The sequence below is a fragment of the Romboutsia weinsteinii genome (assembly GCF_002250835.2).
GTDB classification, from domain to species: domain Bacteria; phylum Bacillota; class Clostridia; order Peptostreptococcales; family Peptostreptococcaceae; genus Romboutsia_A; species Romboutsia_A weinsteinii.
In genome coordinates this window covers 160,027-175,762 of sequence record NZ_NOJY02000001.1, presented here as the reverse complement: position 1 = coordinate 175,762, position 15,736 = coordinate 160,027, and the positions used below count along the sequence as shown (strand labels likewise).

Sequence of the window (15,736 nt, the reverse complement as noted above, 5' to 3'; positions counted from 1 at the left end):
CCCTTTATAAAATTAAAACCTCCTCTATTAATCTATGCATATAAACTCAAATAAGTTTCATATACCTTCGATTTTATAAAGGAGGTTTATTTTAATATTTAGTTTCTAGGATTTTTTATAGAAGCTTGCGCTGCTGCAAGTCTAGCTATTGGTACTCTATATGGTGAACAAGATACATAGTCTAGTCCTATATTATAACAGAACTCAACTGATGAAGGCTCTCCGCCATGTTCTCCACATATTCCTAACTTTATCTCTGGTTTAACAGACTTACCTAGCTCTACACCCATCTTTACAAGTTTACCTATTCCTTTTTGATCTAGTACTTGGAATGGATCTTTTTCTAATATTTCTTTATTTACATACTCACCTAAGAACTTACCTGAATCATCTCTTGAGTAACCGAATCCCATTTGAGTTAAATCATTTGTCCCAAAGCTAAAGAAATCGGCTTCTAAAGCTATCTCATCTGCCGTTAAGCATGCTCTAGGTATTTCTATCATAGTACCTATTGTATATTCAATATCTATATCTTCCTCTTCAATTATTCTATCTACTGTAGCTTTTATCATATCTCTTATTAATTTAAACTCTTTAACTTCACCCACTAAAGGTATCATTATTTCAGGATGTACCTTTGCACCTTGTTTAGTAGCTTCTATTGCACCTTGAATTATTGCTTTAGCTTGCATCTCACATATTTCAGGATATGTTACTGCAAGTCTACAACCTCTATGGCCTAACATCGGGTTAAATTCAGATAAATCAACTATTCTCTTTTTAATCTCATTAACTTCAATGTTCATAGTCTTTGCAAGTGCTTTTATTGATTCATCATCATGAGGTAAGAATTCATGAAGTGGTGGGTCCAATAATCTTATATTTACTGCTTTTCCATCCATCACTTTGAACATTTCTATAAAATCTTCTCTTTGCATAGGAAGTAATTTATCTAATGCTACTAACCTTTGTTCTAAAGTTTTAGCTAATATCATCTCTCTAACAGCTGGTATTCTATCTTCATCAAAGAACATATGCTCTGTTCTACATAACCCTATACCTTCTGCACCAAATTTTATAGCAGCTTTAGCATCTCTCGGGTTATCTGCATTAGTTCTTACCATCATAGTTTTATATTTATCTACCCAGTTCATTAATTTCTCAAAATTACCTGTTAAAGCAACTTCAGTCTTTTTAACTTCACCTAAATAAACACAACCAGTTGAGCCATCAAGAGAGATATAGTCACCTTCTTTTATAACTATATCATCTATCCTAATTTCTTTGTTGTATTCATCCACCTTTATCTCACTACATCCTGCTACACAACATTTACCCATACCACGAGCCACAACTGCTGCGTGAGAAGTCATACCACCTCTTGCAGTAAGTATACCTTGAGCGCATATCATCCCTTCTATATCCTCTGGTGATGTTTCTAGCCTAACTAATACTACATCTTCACCTTTGCTAGAAGCTTCAACAACATCCTCTGCATTGAAATAAACTTTACCACTACCTGCTCCTGGTGATGCTGGCAGTCCTTGAGCTACTACTTTAGCACTTTCAAGTGCACTACTTTCAAATATAGGATGTAGTAATTGATCTAATTGATTAGGCTCAATTCTCATTATAGCTTCTTTTTCATCTATTATATTTTCTTCTACTAAATCCACAGCAATATTGATTGCAGCCTTAGCAGTTCTCTTTCCATTTCTAGTTTGTAAAATAAATAATCTTTCTTTTTCTATAGTAAACTCTATATCTTGCATATCTTTATAATGATCTTCAAGTATAGAAGTAATTTTCACAAATTCATCGTATGCGCTTGGCATAACTTCTTTAAGTGTAGATATATCTTGTGGTGTTCTTATACCAGCAACAACATCTTCACCTTGAGCATCCATTAAAAACTCACCAAACAATTTATTTTCACCTGTTGATGGATTTCTAGTAAATGCCACTCCTGTACCGCTAGTTTCTCCCATATTTCCAAATACCATTGATTGTATATTTACTGCCGTTCCTAGGTCATGAGATATATCATTTAATCTACGATATACTGTTGCACGTGGATTATTCCATGATTTAAATACAGCTTTTATAGCAAGCATTAGTTGCTCTCTCGGTTCCTGAGGGAATTTTTTTCTTACTTCCTTCATATACACCGATTGGTACTTTTCTACTATTTCTTTTAAATCATCTACTGTCAAATCAGTATCAAATTTGTACCCTTTACTCTCTTTTACTCTATCTAAAATATTTTCAAATTTATATTTCGGTACATCCATAGCTACATCAGAAAACATTTGTATAAATCTTCTATAGCTATCGTATGCAAACCTTTCATTCTGAGTAGCATTTGCAAGAGCTACTACACTAATATCATTAAGACCTAAATTAAGTATTGTATCCATCATACCAGGCATAGAAAATACTGCACCAGAACGTACTGATATTAATAGTGGATTTTCATTACATCCAAGTTTTTTTCCTAGATTATTTTCTAGATTTTCTAATTGTAATTCTATTTCTTTTATTATCTCTTCTCTTATACTCTCACCATTATCATAGTAATCATTACAAGCCTTTGTTGTAATAGTGAATCCTGGAGGTACTGGTAAACCTATTTTAGTCATTTCTGCTAAATTAGCTCCTTTACCTCCAAGTAAAGATTTCATTTCTTTACTTCCTTCACTAAAATCATAAACATATTTATTTTCCATTACATAATCACCCCATTAAGATTATTTTAACTGTTAAGTTTTCATCGCATTTGTATGTTTTTATTTATCGCTTTCTTTATATACCTTTAGTCCATTTTCTTTCATTATGTCTAGTATTATCCCAGCTGTTTCTTCAATAGCCTTACTAGATACGTCTATCACAGGACATCCTACTCTTTTCATTACTTTCTCTGAATAATCTAATTCTGAAAGTATTCTTTCTAAATTAGCATAACTAGCATTGCTTGATAAGCCTAAAGCTTTAAGTCTCTCTTGTCTTATTGCATTTAGTTTTTCTGGAGTATTTGTTAATCCTATTATCTTTTTAGGATTTATTTCAAATACTTCCTTTGGTATTGGTATTTCTGGTACTAAAGGTACATTTGCTACCTTTATGTTTTTGTTAGCTAAATACATACTAAGTGGAGTCTTAGAAGTTCTTGAGATTCCTAGTAAAACAATATCTGATTTTAATATACCTCTTGGGTCCTTACCATCATCATATTTTACTGCAAATTCAATCGCCTCTACTCTTTTAAAGTAAGATTCATCCAGTTTTCTTATGATACCAGGCTCTCTCTTAGGCTTTAATTTTGTTTTATTTGCTATTTCAGTAAGTATAGGTGACATTAAATCAATATGACTTAATCCTTCCTTATCACAATATTCTTTTGCTGTATTTAATAATTTTTCATCAACTAAAGTGTATACTATTATAGCTTCTTCATTTTTTCCACTATTTAATATATCTAATAAAAAGTCTTTATCTACAACATAAGGGAATCTTCTGATTTCGTAATCTTCCTTCATACGAAACTGTGATATGGCAGCCTTTGTAACTTGCTGAGCCGTTTCTCCTACAGAGTCTGATATTACATAAATAATCAAATTCTCCATATAATCCTCCTTAATTGTCTGCTATTTCTAAGAACAGCTTAGTTATATTGGTTTTTGATAATCTACCAATAACCTTCATATAGTTTTGATTTTCTTTATCTATTTCTACTACTGGCATAGAATCTATCTCGTGCTCTATTATTTTTCTAGCACCTAGTAAAACATCATCTTCTTTGTTTATAGTTACTATGTTTGGCATCCTAGTCATTATCATGCCTATAGGCATTTTATTAATATCTGCACCACCTATAGTTGCTTTTAGTAGATCTTTTCTAGAAACAATTCCACATAAGTTTTCATTGTCATCTATAATAAATATACTACCTACATCAGATAAAAACATATTAACTATAACTTCATATATATTTGTATCTTTTTTTAATAATATTGGCATTGCCATTATGTCTTCTACTTTTTTATCTTTTAACTTATTACCTAATAGGTTAAGTTCATTAATTCCTGAGTAAAAATATCCAACCTTTGGTCTTGCATCTAATATTCCTGTCATAGTTAATATAGCCAAGTCTGATCTTAGTGTAGCACGAGTAACATTTAAACTTGCAGCAATACTTTCACTAGTTATCGGCTCATTTTCTTTAACTATATCAATTATTTTCAATTGTCTTTGGTTAAGTTGAATAATAATCACCTACTTTCATTGTGCTATACTTTTCAAGTAATACCACACTTATATTATATATTATATAAGTATTTATGGTACTCTGTAAACATATTTTTTCATACAAATGCGATGTTTTTTACTTATTTATACATATTATTAAGATATATAGTGTATATTAATGGGGTCTATTTATCATAGTAATACATTTAAATATTTATATTACCTTAATATTATAATATATAATTCCATATATTTAATATATTTTACATTATTTTTTATTTTTTACTACAAAATAAAAATGATTGTAATATATTTTAATAATATATTACAATCATTTCACAGTTAAGCTTATTTGTATACTATTTTAGATAAATCACAAATCATTAACATAGTATCATATATCTGTCTAAGTAAAGCAAGTCTATTCTCTTTTATAGCTTCATCTTTATCCATAACCATTACAGAATCAAACATATTGTCTATAACAGGCCTTAGAGATGCAAATGCATCTAAAGCTTCACTATATTTTTTATCATTTAATAAATTCTCAACAGTAGATTTTACTATTTTAAATTCATTATATAACTTAACTTCTGCATCTTCTTTTAATAATTCTTCTTTAACAACACTGCTAGTAGCTTTTTGTGCCAAAGTAGAAACTCTATTAAATGCAGTTAACATCTCTACTAGTCCATCTGTTTGAAGCCAATTGTTAAGCTCTACAGCTCTAGTATGCATGTCACTTATATCATTTATATCTGAACTTAATACAGCATCTATAACATCATATCTTATTCCTAATTCTCTAAATAAGTTTTTGATTCTTTCTCTAAAGAACTCTATTATTTGAGTAGTTATTTCTTCTTTATTAAATTCTAGGTTAGAATAGTTGTCTAAAGTATAACCTACTAATTGATGTATATTTACATCTAATTTTTTATCCATTAGTATACTTAGTATACCCAATGCTTGACGTCTTAGAGCGTATGGATCTTGTGATCCTGTTGGTTGTATGCCTATTGCAAAGAAACCTGCTATAGAGTCTAATTTATCAGCTATAGATAAAGCTATACCAGGGTTAGTTTGAGGAAGTATATCCCCTGCAAATCTTGGTAGGTAGTGTTCAAATATAGCCTCACCTACAGCTTCATTTTCTCCACTTACCTTTGCATATTCTCTACCCATAATACCTTGAAGCTCTGTAAATTCAAATACCATTCCTGTAACTAAGTCAGCCTTAGATAACTTAGCAGCTCTTATAGCATCTTCTTTTTCACTAGATAAGTTTAGTGCTTCAAGTATATTTGTACTTAAATTTTCCATTCTTACAGTTTTATCGTATACTGTACCAAGTTTTGCTTGGAACACAACTGTTTTTAATTTTTCTATATAAGACTCTAAATTTCTCTTAGTATCTTCTTTATAGAAGAATAGAGCATCTTCAAGTCTTGCAACTAAAACTTTTTCATTTCCTGATTTAACCTTATCTATACAGTAATCATTACCATTTCTAACTGCTATAAAGTTAGGAAGTAACTTACCATCTTTTAATACTGGGAAGTATCTTTGATGTTCTTTCATCGGAGTTGTTACAACTTCCTTTGGAAGATTTGCATAAGTTTCATCAAATTCACCATAGAAAGCCGTTGGATATTCTACTAAGTGAGTTACTTCTTCAAGTAAATCTTCATCGAATTCAACTTCTCCACCAAGTGAGTTTGCAACTTCTATACATTGCTTTTTAATAAGCTCTTTTCTTGTATCTTGATCTAGTATTACATAGTTCTCTTCTAATTTAGCAAGATAATCTTCTAAAGAATTAACTTCAAACTCGCTTTGTCCTAAGAATCTATGTCCTTTTGTTACGTTAGAAGATATAATTCCTTCTAAGTCAAATTCTAGTATATTATCATTTAATAAAGTTACTATCCATCTTATAGGCCTAGCAAACCTTATGTTCTTTCCTCCCCAACGCATAGATTTAGGGAATGTAGTATTCTTAACAGCTTCAGGTAATATTGTTTTTAGTACTTCACAAGTTTTCTTACCCTCTTGTCTTATTATTCCAAATACATACTCATCTTTACCAACTTGCTTAAAGTATACATCTTCTTCTTTAAGACCTTTACTTCTCATAAATCCAAGTACTGGTTTAGTAAAGTTACCATTTTCATCTAACGCTATTTTCTTAGCCGGTCCTTTTACTTCTTCTTCTAAGTTACTTTGTCTTTCACTTATTCCTTTGACTATAAAAGTTAATCTTCTTGGTGTTCCATAAGTTTCTATATTATCAAATTCTATTCTGTCTTCATTAAATTGCTTAGTTAAGTTGCTTTTTATTTGCTCTAAAGTACTACTAACAAATCTTGATGGTAGTTCTTCAACACCAACTTCAAATAAAAGGTAATTATTCATTATTTGTCACCATCCTTTATAAGAGGATATCCCATTTCTTCTCTTTGCTTCACATAAATACTTGCAACAGTTCTTGCCATAGTTCTTACTCTTCCTATAAATGAAGCCCTTTGACTAACACCTATAGCTCCTCTAGCATCTAGTGTATTAAAAGTATGAGAGCATTTTAATACATAATCGTAAGATGGAATAACAAGACCCTTTTCCATAAGCTTTGTAGCTTCTTTTTCATACATATCAAATAAATTGAATAACATTTCTGCATCACATTCTTCAAATGCATACATAGAATTTTCGTATTCAGCTACTTTGAATACATCTCCATATGTTATTTCATCATTCCATTTTAAATCATATACGCTATCAACATCTTGTATGTACATAGCTAGTCTTTCTAATCCATATGTAATTTCACCAGTTTCAAGTTCGCACTCTATGCCACCAACTTGTTGGAAATATGTAAATTGAGTAATTTCCATACCATCTAGCCATACTTCCCATCCAAGTCCCCAAGCACCAACAGTAGTTGATTCCCAGTTATCTTCAACAAATCTTATATCATGTTCATTTGGATCTATTCCTATTGCCTTTAAACTTCCTAGATATAATTCCTGAATATTATCTGGAGATGGCTTAAGTATTACCTGGAATTGATGATGTTGATATAATCTATTTGGGTTTTCTCCATATCTACCATCTGCCGGTCTTCTAGATGGCTCTACGTAGCAAACCTTCCACGGTTCAGGACCTAAAGATCTTAATAATGTATTTGGGTTCATAGTCCCCGCACCTTTTTCAACGTCGTAAGGTTGCATCATGATACATCCTTGATTTGCCCAATAATTTTGCAAAGTTAGTATCATATTTTGAAAATTCATAAGAATACCTCCTATATATATAATCTATAGCAACAAAGCCTTTCGTCTACACGAAAGGCCGTTTAATAGTTCTTTTATAACTTTTAGAATAACAAATAGTATAAATTTTGTCAATATACTAGGATTGACCCTATTTATCTTCCTTGTCATCTTTATTTTCTTGATTATCGAATTCCTTCATTAATTCATCAGTTATATCTTTATCATCTTTTTTCTTATCTACTACAACATCTTTTACTTCCTTGGCTGTATTAGTTAACATGTTTTTTAACATATTTACTTTTTCTTCATTTAATTCACCTAAGTCAACAACGGAACCATCATCTTCATTTTGTATTTTGATACGACATTTTCCTATTACTGCTGCTGATAAACCTACAAGTGTATATAATGGTCCTAAAGCTAATCCAACAACTCCTAATGTAAGAGGTATATTAACAATAACTTTTGAATTTCTTTCAACTATTACTCTTATTACACTACTCCTTTTAAGAAGCTCTTTAACCTGATTTTTTAATTCTTTTATATCTTCACTGTCTTTATTAAATACTTCTTCCATTGTTTTCTTTGCTTTACTTGTCTTGCTAAAGTTTTTAGATGATTCTATTAAAATAATAGCCTCAACTACATCCCCATCACATTCCATAAGAGCTTGCTTTGCATCTGCATATGTTGCACTAGGAATTCTTTCTAATATTGCATCTAGCTTTTCTATAGTTACTTTGTTACTCACCCTTATCAACTCCCTTATCATTTTGGATACTTTGTAAAAAGTGTAATGATTTTAGATTTACATTTTCAATGTAGACCTGTAAATAACCTCTAAGTATGTTTTGTAGCTCATAAACTATATACTTAGATACTTTAGCTTTACTGCACTTTATTATGTCATTACTTAATATATATTCCATAAGCTTTACAGTTGTTAAATCAATCTTAAGATTATTTTCAAACATATCACTGCACTTATTACATATTATACCACCTTCATATATATTAAATACATATTTTTCCAAACTTTTACTTTGACAATTAGCACATCTATCTACTACAGGTTTAAATCCTATATAATCTAAAAACTTCAATTCAAAAGCATGAGTTATATATTTTTTGTCAACATCATTTTGAGTATATAGATGTAGCGTTTGAGCAAGGAGAATAAATAACCTGTTGTTAGTTTGATTTTCCACCGTAGAGTTCTCTACTAGTTTTGTAATGTATGTAGCGTATGAAAATGCATCTAAATCATAAGATATATCATAAAAACTTTTTATTATATCTCCTTGATTTACTCGGTACATAGTACCCTGTTTTTTAAGTGTGTAGTTACAATAAGAAAATAGCTGCGATGAAGGTAACAAAGGACTTTTATTTTTTTTAGCTCCTTTTGCCAACGCAGCTACTTTTCCTAGTTTCCTTGTAAACAGAGTTAATATTACGTCATTTTCCTCATACCTTACAGCTCTAAGTACTATCCCCTGGGTATTCAGCATTATCATGGTCGTTATCGATCTCCCTTATATCTTCTATTTCAGTATCTAAGTTTTTACAGTCGCGTAAATATAGATAGGCTTCTATACTACCCGTCTTTTTAAAAACTTCCCAACATAAATTGTTCATTTTTAAAAACCCCCTTCTTACGCTTATATTATATTTTTAGTAAGAAGAGGGTAAATAATACATTAAGTTATTAAGCAATTTTTGTCAATAATATGGTTGTTATTATAAAATATATAGTTATCCCAGTCATATCAAGTGCTGTAGATATTAATGGAGCTGAAACAATAGATGGATCTAAGTCCAACTTTTTTAATAAAACAGGCATAAATGCACCTATCATAGCCCCAACTATCATATTTATAAATAATGATATAGATACAACTAAAACAATACTTATATCTTTTATGAATATAGATGTCACTAAACCTATTACTATACTGCATAAAATTCCAGTAATAAGTCCTACTATACCCTCTCTTATCACATTATCAAAATCTAAATTTTTATTGGACAAAGCCATCACAGTTAAAGCTGACGATTGTGTTCCAATATTGCCTCCCATGCCTATCACTACTGGTATAAAAAATACTAATGATGCATAAGTTGGATTCATTATAAAATCTAAGTTAGAAAGTATTGATGTTGATATAAGCCCACCTATTAGAGTCATAATAAGCCAAGGAATTCTTGCTCTTACTGATGAGAAAATCTGTTCCTTAGGTGTTGGATTTACTTTTTCTACGACTTCTCTTTCATGTTCTGAAGTTCCTGCAAACTTATACATATCTTCCGTAGCTTCTTCTTCCATTATATCTATTATGTCATCTACAGTAATTATACCTTTTAGCTTTTCATCTCTATCTATAACAGGGATTGCTATAAGATTATATTTCGATACTAATCTAACAGCTTCCTCTCTATCTTCATCTACATAAACTGAAATTATATTTTCACTCATTAAGTCTTCTACAATACTAGCATCTCTTGATGTTATAAGTTCTCTTAAAGATAATACACCTACTAATCTTTCTTCATTATCAACTACATATATATAGTAAATAGTCTCAGCTTCTTCTGCATTGGCTCTCATATGCTCTATTGCTTCTCTAGCTGTCATATGCTTATTTATCTCTATATACCCTGTAGTCATTATACCACCAGTAGATTCTTCTTCATAAAATAATAGTTCTTTTACGTCATCTGCATCTTCCTGACTTAATAGTTCCATTATTTCTTCTCTTTCTTTTTCTTGTAGTTGACTTAAAATATCAGCCATATCATCTAGAGACATTAGCTCTAAAATATTTTTTCTGTGGTCAATATCTATTTTAGATAATATAGTGCTAAAAAATTCAGCATCACTTTCTTCTAATATAGATGCTGCCATATCTATTGGAAGTATTTCAAATAGTTTTATTTTCATACTTTCATCAAGATACTCCATTATATCGAATATATCTATTATATGATACTCTTCTAATAATTCTCTCAGTTCTAATATTTTATTACTATCAATTAATACTTTTACTTCACTTAACAAATCCTTGGAAGCTTCATCTTTCCTATCCATATTACCCACCTTTATTTATCAGTATAACCAAAATTACTTACGTAATTTTGTAAATTTCTCCAATTTTCCTTTACTTTAACCCATAATTGAAGATTTATTTGTGATCCTAAAAGTAATTCCATATCTTCCCTTGCAGATTTTCCTATTCCTTTAAGTTTTCTTCCGTTCTTTCCAATAATGATACCTTTGTGAGAGTCTCTTTCACAGTATATTACAGCTGATACATCAACTATTTCTTTATCTTTTCTTGATTTCATTTTTTCTATTTCTACTGCAACTCCATGAGGTATTTCATCGTGAACATAGTGAAGAACTTTTTCTCTTATAAGCTCTGATACTAATACTCTCTCTGGTTGATCTGTTATCATATAATCTGGGAAGTACTTTGGACCTTCTTCTAGATATTTTTGTACTACCTTTAATAATTCCTTCGTATTTCTACCTTTAAGAGCTGATATAGGAACTATTTCCTTAAATACTCCTTCTGCATGATACATCTTCATCATATCAAATAAATCTGATTCTTCTATTTGATCCATCTTATTTAACACTAAAATTATAGGTGCTTTAACTCCTCTTAAATCTTCTATAATTTTTCTATCTCCAGGCCCTATAGTTTTAGAATCATCTACTACAAATAGTACTACATCTACATTTCTAAATGCATCTGTAGCTGATTTAACCATGAATTCACCTAACTTATTTTTCGGTTTGTGTATACCCGGCGTATCTAAGAATACTACTTGGCACCCTTCATCCGTATATACTGCTTGTATTGTATTTCTTGTTGTTTGAGGTTTATCACTCATTATTGCAATTTTTTCTCCTACAACATTGTTCATAAGAGTAGATTTACCTACATTTGGTCTTCCTACTATACTGACAAATCCTGATTTAAACATATTGTTTCTCCTAACGTCTCTAGTTGATTATTTAATTTATCTTAATTTTGATCGTTTTAAATTATATTATAGTAAATACATAATAAATATTCTTATTTTATCACAATTTAATGATTTTTAACAGCATTTTAATTAAGTATCTTTCATTATAACACAAAAGTGACCGTCTCAAAATATAAATGTTTTATATTGAAATTTCACTAATCGCTTATTTCTTATAAAATATTTATTTAGAGACCGCCACTTTAATGTATCCTCATTGGGAAGAATTGGCCAATTTGTAGTACTGATATTGCAACCAATACTCCTAATAAAGCGCCAGCTACAGTTTCCCAAAAAGTATGTATTTTTCCTTCTATTCTACTTTGCGCTACTAACAATGCCATAAGATAAGCAAGTGTTGATACGACTGTGTTATTAATAAGAAATGTTATTATTGTTGCAAATGCAAATGCTAAAGCTGCATGACCACTTGGCATTCCGCCTTTAAGTGGTGTTCCAGTTGATGTTAATGCTTTTACAACAACTACAGCAATCAAAACTAAAGCTATACAAATTAATGTAACATGTAACTGTGAACTTCTTATCATGTTAAATAGCGAGTTTGATACATTCGTTAATTTATCATAAAATAAAATATAACCTACTACTACAGCATTTAGTGCAGCTATCAAAACTCCACCAGCAGCTACATCTTTTGCTATTTTGGCTAAGACATGATACTCATCCGTAATCATATCTATTGTTTTTTCTATAGCAGTATTAAACATCTCAGATATGATCACTAAACTTATAGAAAATATCAATAACAGCATTTCTATTTTGTCAAAACCAGAAAACAGGCTTGCTATTAGTATCACTGCTGCCATTACATAGTGTATCTTCATATTTCTTTCAAATTTAAATGTATATAATATCCCCTCTATTGCTGCATTAAACGCTTTAGTTATTCCTTGGCGAGTTTTTCCTGGTTTCATAAAACTTACTCCCTTGTTATGTTTAGCTTATTAAGTATATACTCTTCTTTTTCTCTCATTTCTTTTGTATTCTCATCAGTATCATGGTCATATCCTAAAAGATGGAACATACTATGACATACTAAGAAACATACTTCTCTCTCAAAACTATGATTATACTCAATACTTTGTTCTAAAGCTCTTTCAAGAGATATAACTATATCCCCTAAAGACTCCTCTTCCAGTTCTATATCAAATTCATCACTTAAAAGTGGAAAAGATAAAACATCTGTGGCTCTGTCTACACCTCTATAATCTCTATTAAGTTCATGTATTTCTTTATTATCTACAAAAGATAAACTTATTTCATAATCATCATCATATCCTTCATAGTCTAAACACTCTAGTATTATATCCTTTATTTTCTCTATTAAGGCATCGCTAGTTTCTATTTTATTCTGTCTGTCATCAAATATTAATTCCATTGTTGCACCTACTTTTCATTAGTTATATTTATCTTGTGTTACTTTTTTATTTTTTCAAAGTTCCTTATTTTATTATTCTCCGCTATTTCATCATAATTCTCATAAGCTCTGATAATTCTTTGCACTAACTCATGTCTTACAACGTCCCTTTGAGTTAAGGTAATTATACCTATACCTTCAACATCTTGTAGTACATCTGTAGCATGAATAAGACCACTTTTTTTCTTTTCTGGCAAATCAGTTTGAGTTAAATCTCCTGTTACTATAGCTTTAGAACCAAATCCTAATCTAGTTAAAAACATCTTCATCTGTTGAGGTGTCGTATTTTGAGCCTCATCCAGTATTATAAAAGCATTACTAAGTGTTCTCCCCCTCATAAAAGCTAGCGGAGCAACTTCTATTGTTCCTCTTTCTAAATATTTATTAAATCTATCTGCTCCTAGCATCTCAAACAATGCATCGTATAAAGGTATTAGATATGGGTCTACCTTATCCTTCATATCCCCAGGTAGAAATCCTAAATTTTCACCTGCCTCTACAGCAGGTCTTGTAAGAATAATCTTGCTAACTTCATCTCTTTTCAATGCTTTTACTGCCATGGCAACTGCAAGATATGTCTTACCTGTACCCGCCGGACCTATGCCAAATGTAATTTCATTTCTATTTATTAACTCTATGTATTTTTTTTGCCCAAGTGTTTTAGGCTGAATAGATTTACCTTTTTGATTAACAAGAATAGTATCTTCTAGTTCTTTGATTTTATCTTCATTTCCTTCAAATAGCAAAGATAAAGAGTAAGATATACTCTGTTTGTCTAATTTTTTCCCATTAGACACTGTATTATGTAATTCATTCATAAGTTTTAATGCCGAGTCAACATTCTTTTCCTCTCCCATTAAAACTATATTACCTTCCCTTAAAATAACATCTATCTTCAAAGTTGATTCTATAAGTTTTATATTTTCATCAATATTACCAAACAATTCTCTTTCAAAAGTTTTCTCAGACACTATAAATTTCTTTTGTACTATCAATTGAATTTGCCTCCTCTAAACTTATTATGTATTAATATTAATTACTCTCATTACTTTCATTATTATTATTACTATTATCCTCAAATTCATTTCTTATATCATTTATTGGTCTTTTTTCTGGATTAGAAGGAACTTCTTCACCATCTTGTGCTTTACTTTGATTTTTAATTATTTGTTCTGCCTCTGATTTACTAAGTTTATAAACTTCTGCTATATTTTCACTGGTTTCTACTGTTACTACATATTCTAACATATTTTTATTAACTTTGTGCCCATGTTTTATATCTATTATTTTAGCTGAAACAGGTAGTATATATTCTAATTCTTTTAATGCTTGTTTAGATAATTCTTTTTTAAGTTCTTCTTTATCTTTTTTCACTTCGACTTTTTTAGTTTCATGAAAAGTACTTACGTTTATTGATAAAGGAAATGTATAATTACCTAACGTTAATTTGTACTCTTTATTTTCTACAGTATAGTCACTATAATTTATTTTTCTCCTAAGCATGTATTTATTATCATAAAACTTAAATGTGAATACTTTTTTGCTATTGCCTGTCTTTTCTTTTTCATTCTCTATATAGCTTGCACTTTTTTTGACCTCATAAAATGTATTAGCCCATACTTCAGGTATAGATTTCGTATCAGCTCCATTTAATAAAACATCACCCTTTTGTACAATATCTCCAGGGTTTACTACTTGGTTACCACTTCTTGGTATTACTTTTTCTATTATACCATTTTTCTCTGCAATTATATTACAATAATTAGAGTCTTCATTAGATTTTAAGGTCTCTGCTTTTTTTGTTACTGTAACAAATATATTTGTTCCCTTTACGTTAAGCGAAACATAGGCTATATCATCAAATTTAGACATCAGGTAATCCCTAATCTCTTTTCTATCTATACTTTTTTTATACATTCCAGGTTTTAATCCCGCATTGTAAAGCTCTTTTCTTAATTCTTCCTGCTTAATACCCTCTGGAGACTGGATATATATATCTGTTACAAATTGAGATGTTAGCATTAATAAAACTAAGGATACCAATGCAAAAATCCACATCCCCTTATGCTTATATATTCTCTTTAGTACAAATGGAATTCCTGTCTTTTGCTTTACCTTTATTTCATATTTACTACCCCTATAAACTTGTTTAAATCGCTTCATGTCTTCTCGTTCAACACAAAACTCAATTTTAGTATTACTTGTTCTATTCACATTATATACATTTACCTTATTTCTAATAAGATGATTTAAAAATTGTTCAGTCCCTATTCCTTCTACAGTTATCACATAGTATCCCCTAATATAACTTATCAACTTGTATCTCCCCCTAATCTATATATTCCACACTATATATAATACCTTTTATGCCTATTTCTCCATCAGTAATATATTTTAGTGATAGCTTATCCCCAGTTATTTTAACCGTTCTAATTTTAGTCTTAATTTTTATTAAAACTGTATCGTATACTATTATCGATAAATAATTCTCTATGCTTACAAATGTATTACCTATAATAGTTACCGTAGGTTGATTTACCTGCAAATCTGTTGATATATCTACCATATGCCTATACCTCCTTAATATATTTTATGTTTATAATATTGTTAAATTACTTTTTTAATTATTATCTATATATTTAAAGTATATTTTAGAAATAAATAAATAAAACCATATTTAATAGCTACTAATTACAAATATTAATTTTTAAATAAATATCCTTGTAAACTTATTTTGATTTTTTGA

General features: G+C 29.9%; 15 protein-coding genes. All 15 read right to left on the bottom strand.

Translation table 11 applies throughout. The annotated features are described in order from the left end of the window. Nucleotides 1–98 precede the first annotated feature (98 nt). Nucleotides 99–2,726 carry a pyruvate, phosphate dikinase gene (gene ppdK / locus CHL78_RS00775; protein WP_094369295.1) on the bottom strand — a complete coding sequence of 876 codons (2,628 nt, stop codon included), beginning with the start codon at nucleotides 2,724–2,726 and terminating at the stop codon, nucleotides 99–101. 60 nt (nucleotides 2,727–2,786) lie between these two features. Then, nucleotides 2,787–3,623 (bottom strand): pyruvate, water dikinase regulatory protein, encoded by an 837-nt coding sequence (locus tag CHL78_RS00770; RefSeq protein WP_094369294.1) that lies wholly within the window; start codon nucleotides 3,621–3,623, stop codon nucleotides 2,787–2,789. 10 nt (nucleotides 3,624–3,633) lie between these two features. Beyond that, the gene (locus CHL78_RS00765; RefSeq protein ID WP_094369293.1) at nucleotides 3,634–4,272 is read right to left on the bottom strand and encodes a helix-turn-helix transcriptional regulator; all 639 of its coding nucleotides are present in this window, start codon (nucleotides 4,270–4,272) and stop codon (nucleotides 3,634–3,636) included. Between the two features lie 321 nt (nucleotides 4,273–4,593). Continuing rightward, on the bottom strand, nucleotides 4,594–6,660 hold the full coding sequence (gene glyS, locus CHL78_RS00760; protein ID WP_116041151.1) for a glycine--tRNA ligase subunit beta: 2,067 nt from the start codon (nucleotides 6,658–6,660) through the stop codon (nucleotides 4,594–4,596). Then, nucleotides 6,660–7,538, bottom strand: a complete 879-nt coding sequence (glyQ, locus tag CHL78_RS00755) for a glycine--tRNA ligase subunit alpha (protein WP_094367207.1) — start codon at nucleotides 7,536–7,538, stop codon at nucleotides 6,660–6,662. Before glyQ ends, glyS begins: the two co-directional genes overlap by 1 nt. A gap of 130 nt (nucleotides 7,539–7,668) precedes the next feature. Beyond that, nucleotides 7,669–8,271, bottom strand: coding sequence for a DUF4342 domain-containing protein (locus CHL78_RS00750; RefSeq protein WP_199533961.1), 603 nt, complete (start codon nucleotides 8,269–8,271; stop codon nucleotides 7,669–7,671). Beyond that, nucleotides 8,264–9,037 carry a DNA repair protein RecO gene (gene recO / locus CHL78_RS00745; RefSeq protein WP_094367205.1) on the bottom strand — a complete coding sequence of 258 codons (774 nt, stop codon included), beginning with the start codon at nucleotides 9,035–9,037 and terminating at the stop codon, nucleotides 8,264–8,266. Before recO ends, CHL78_RS00750 begins: the two co-directional genes overlap by 8 nt. Further along, on the bottom strand, nucleotides 9,003–9,158 hold the full coding sequence (locus CHL78_RS00740) for a YqzL family protein (protein ID WP_094367204.1): 156 nt from the start codon (nucleotides 9,156–9,158) through the stop codon (nucleotides 9,003–9,005). The genes recO and CHL78_RS00740 overlap by 35 nt, the downstream gene beginning before the upstream one ends. 70 nt (nucleotides 9,159–9,228) lie before the next feature. Continuing rightward, entirely contained in the window at nucleotides 9,229–10,608 is a 1,380-nt protein-coding gene (gene mgtE / locus CHL78_RS00735) for a magnesium transporter (RefSeq protein WP_199533960.1), read from the bottom strand. 11 nt (nucleotides 10,609–10,619) lie between these two features. Continuing rightward, a complete protein-coding gene (era, locus tag CHL78_RS00730) occupies nucleotides 10,620–11,510 on the bottom strand; it encodes a GTPase Era (RefSeq protein ID WP_094367202.1) in 891 nt (296 codons plus the stop codon). 245 nt (nucleotides 11,511–11,755) lie between these two features. Then, nucleotides 11,756–12,487 (bottom strand): diacylglycerol kinase, encoded by a 732-nt coding sequence (locus CHL78_RS00725; protein ID WP_094367201.1) that lies wholly within the window; start codon nucleotides 12,485–12,487, stop codon nucleotides 11,756–11,758. 5 nt (nucleotides 12,488–12,492) lie between these two features. After that, nucleotides 12,493–12,951 (bottom strand): rRNA maturation RNase YbeY, encoded by a 459-nt coding sequence (ybeY, locus tag CHL78_RS00720; RefSeq protein WP_094367200.1) that lies wholly within the window; start codon nucleotides 12,949–12,951, stop codon nucleotides 12,493–12,495. Between the two features lie 38 nt (nucleotides 12,952–12,989). Beyond that, on the bottom strand, nucleotides 12,990–13,985 hold the full coding sequence (locus tag CHL78_RS00715) for a PhoH family protein (protein WP_094367199.1): 996 nt from the start codon (nucleotides 13,983–13,985) through the stop codon (nucleotides 12,990–12,992). Nucleotides 13,986–14,022: 37 nt separating this feature from the next. Then, entirely contained in the window at nucleotides 14,023–15,306 is a 1,284-nt protein-coding gene (gene yqfD, locus CHL78_RS00710) for a sporulation protein YqfD (protein WP_094367198.1), read from the bottom strand. Between the two features lie 13 nt (nucleotides 15,307–15,319). Beyond that, nucleotides 15,320–15,556, bottom strand: a complete 237-nt coding sequence (locus tag CHL78_RS00705; RefSeq protein WP_094367197.1) for a YabP/YqfC family sporulation protein — start codon at nucleotides 15,554–15,556, stop codon at nucleotides 15,320–15,322. Nucleotides 15,557–15,736: the final 180 nt, after the last annotated feature.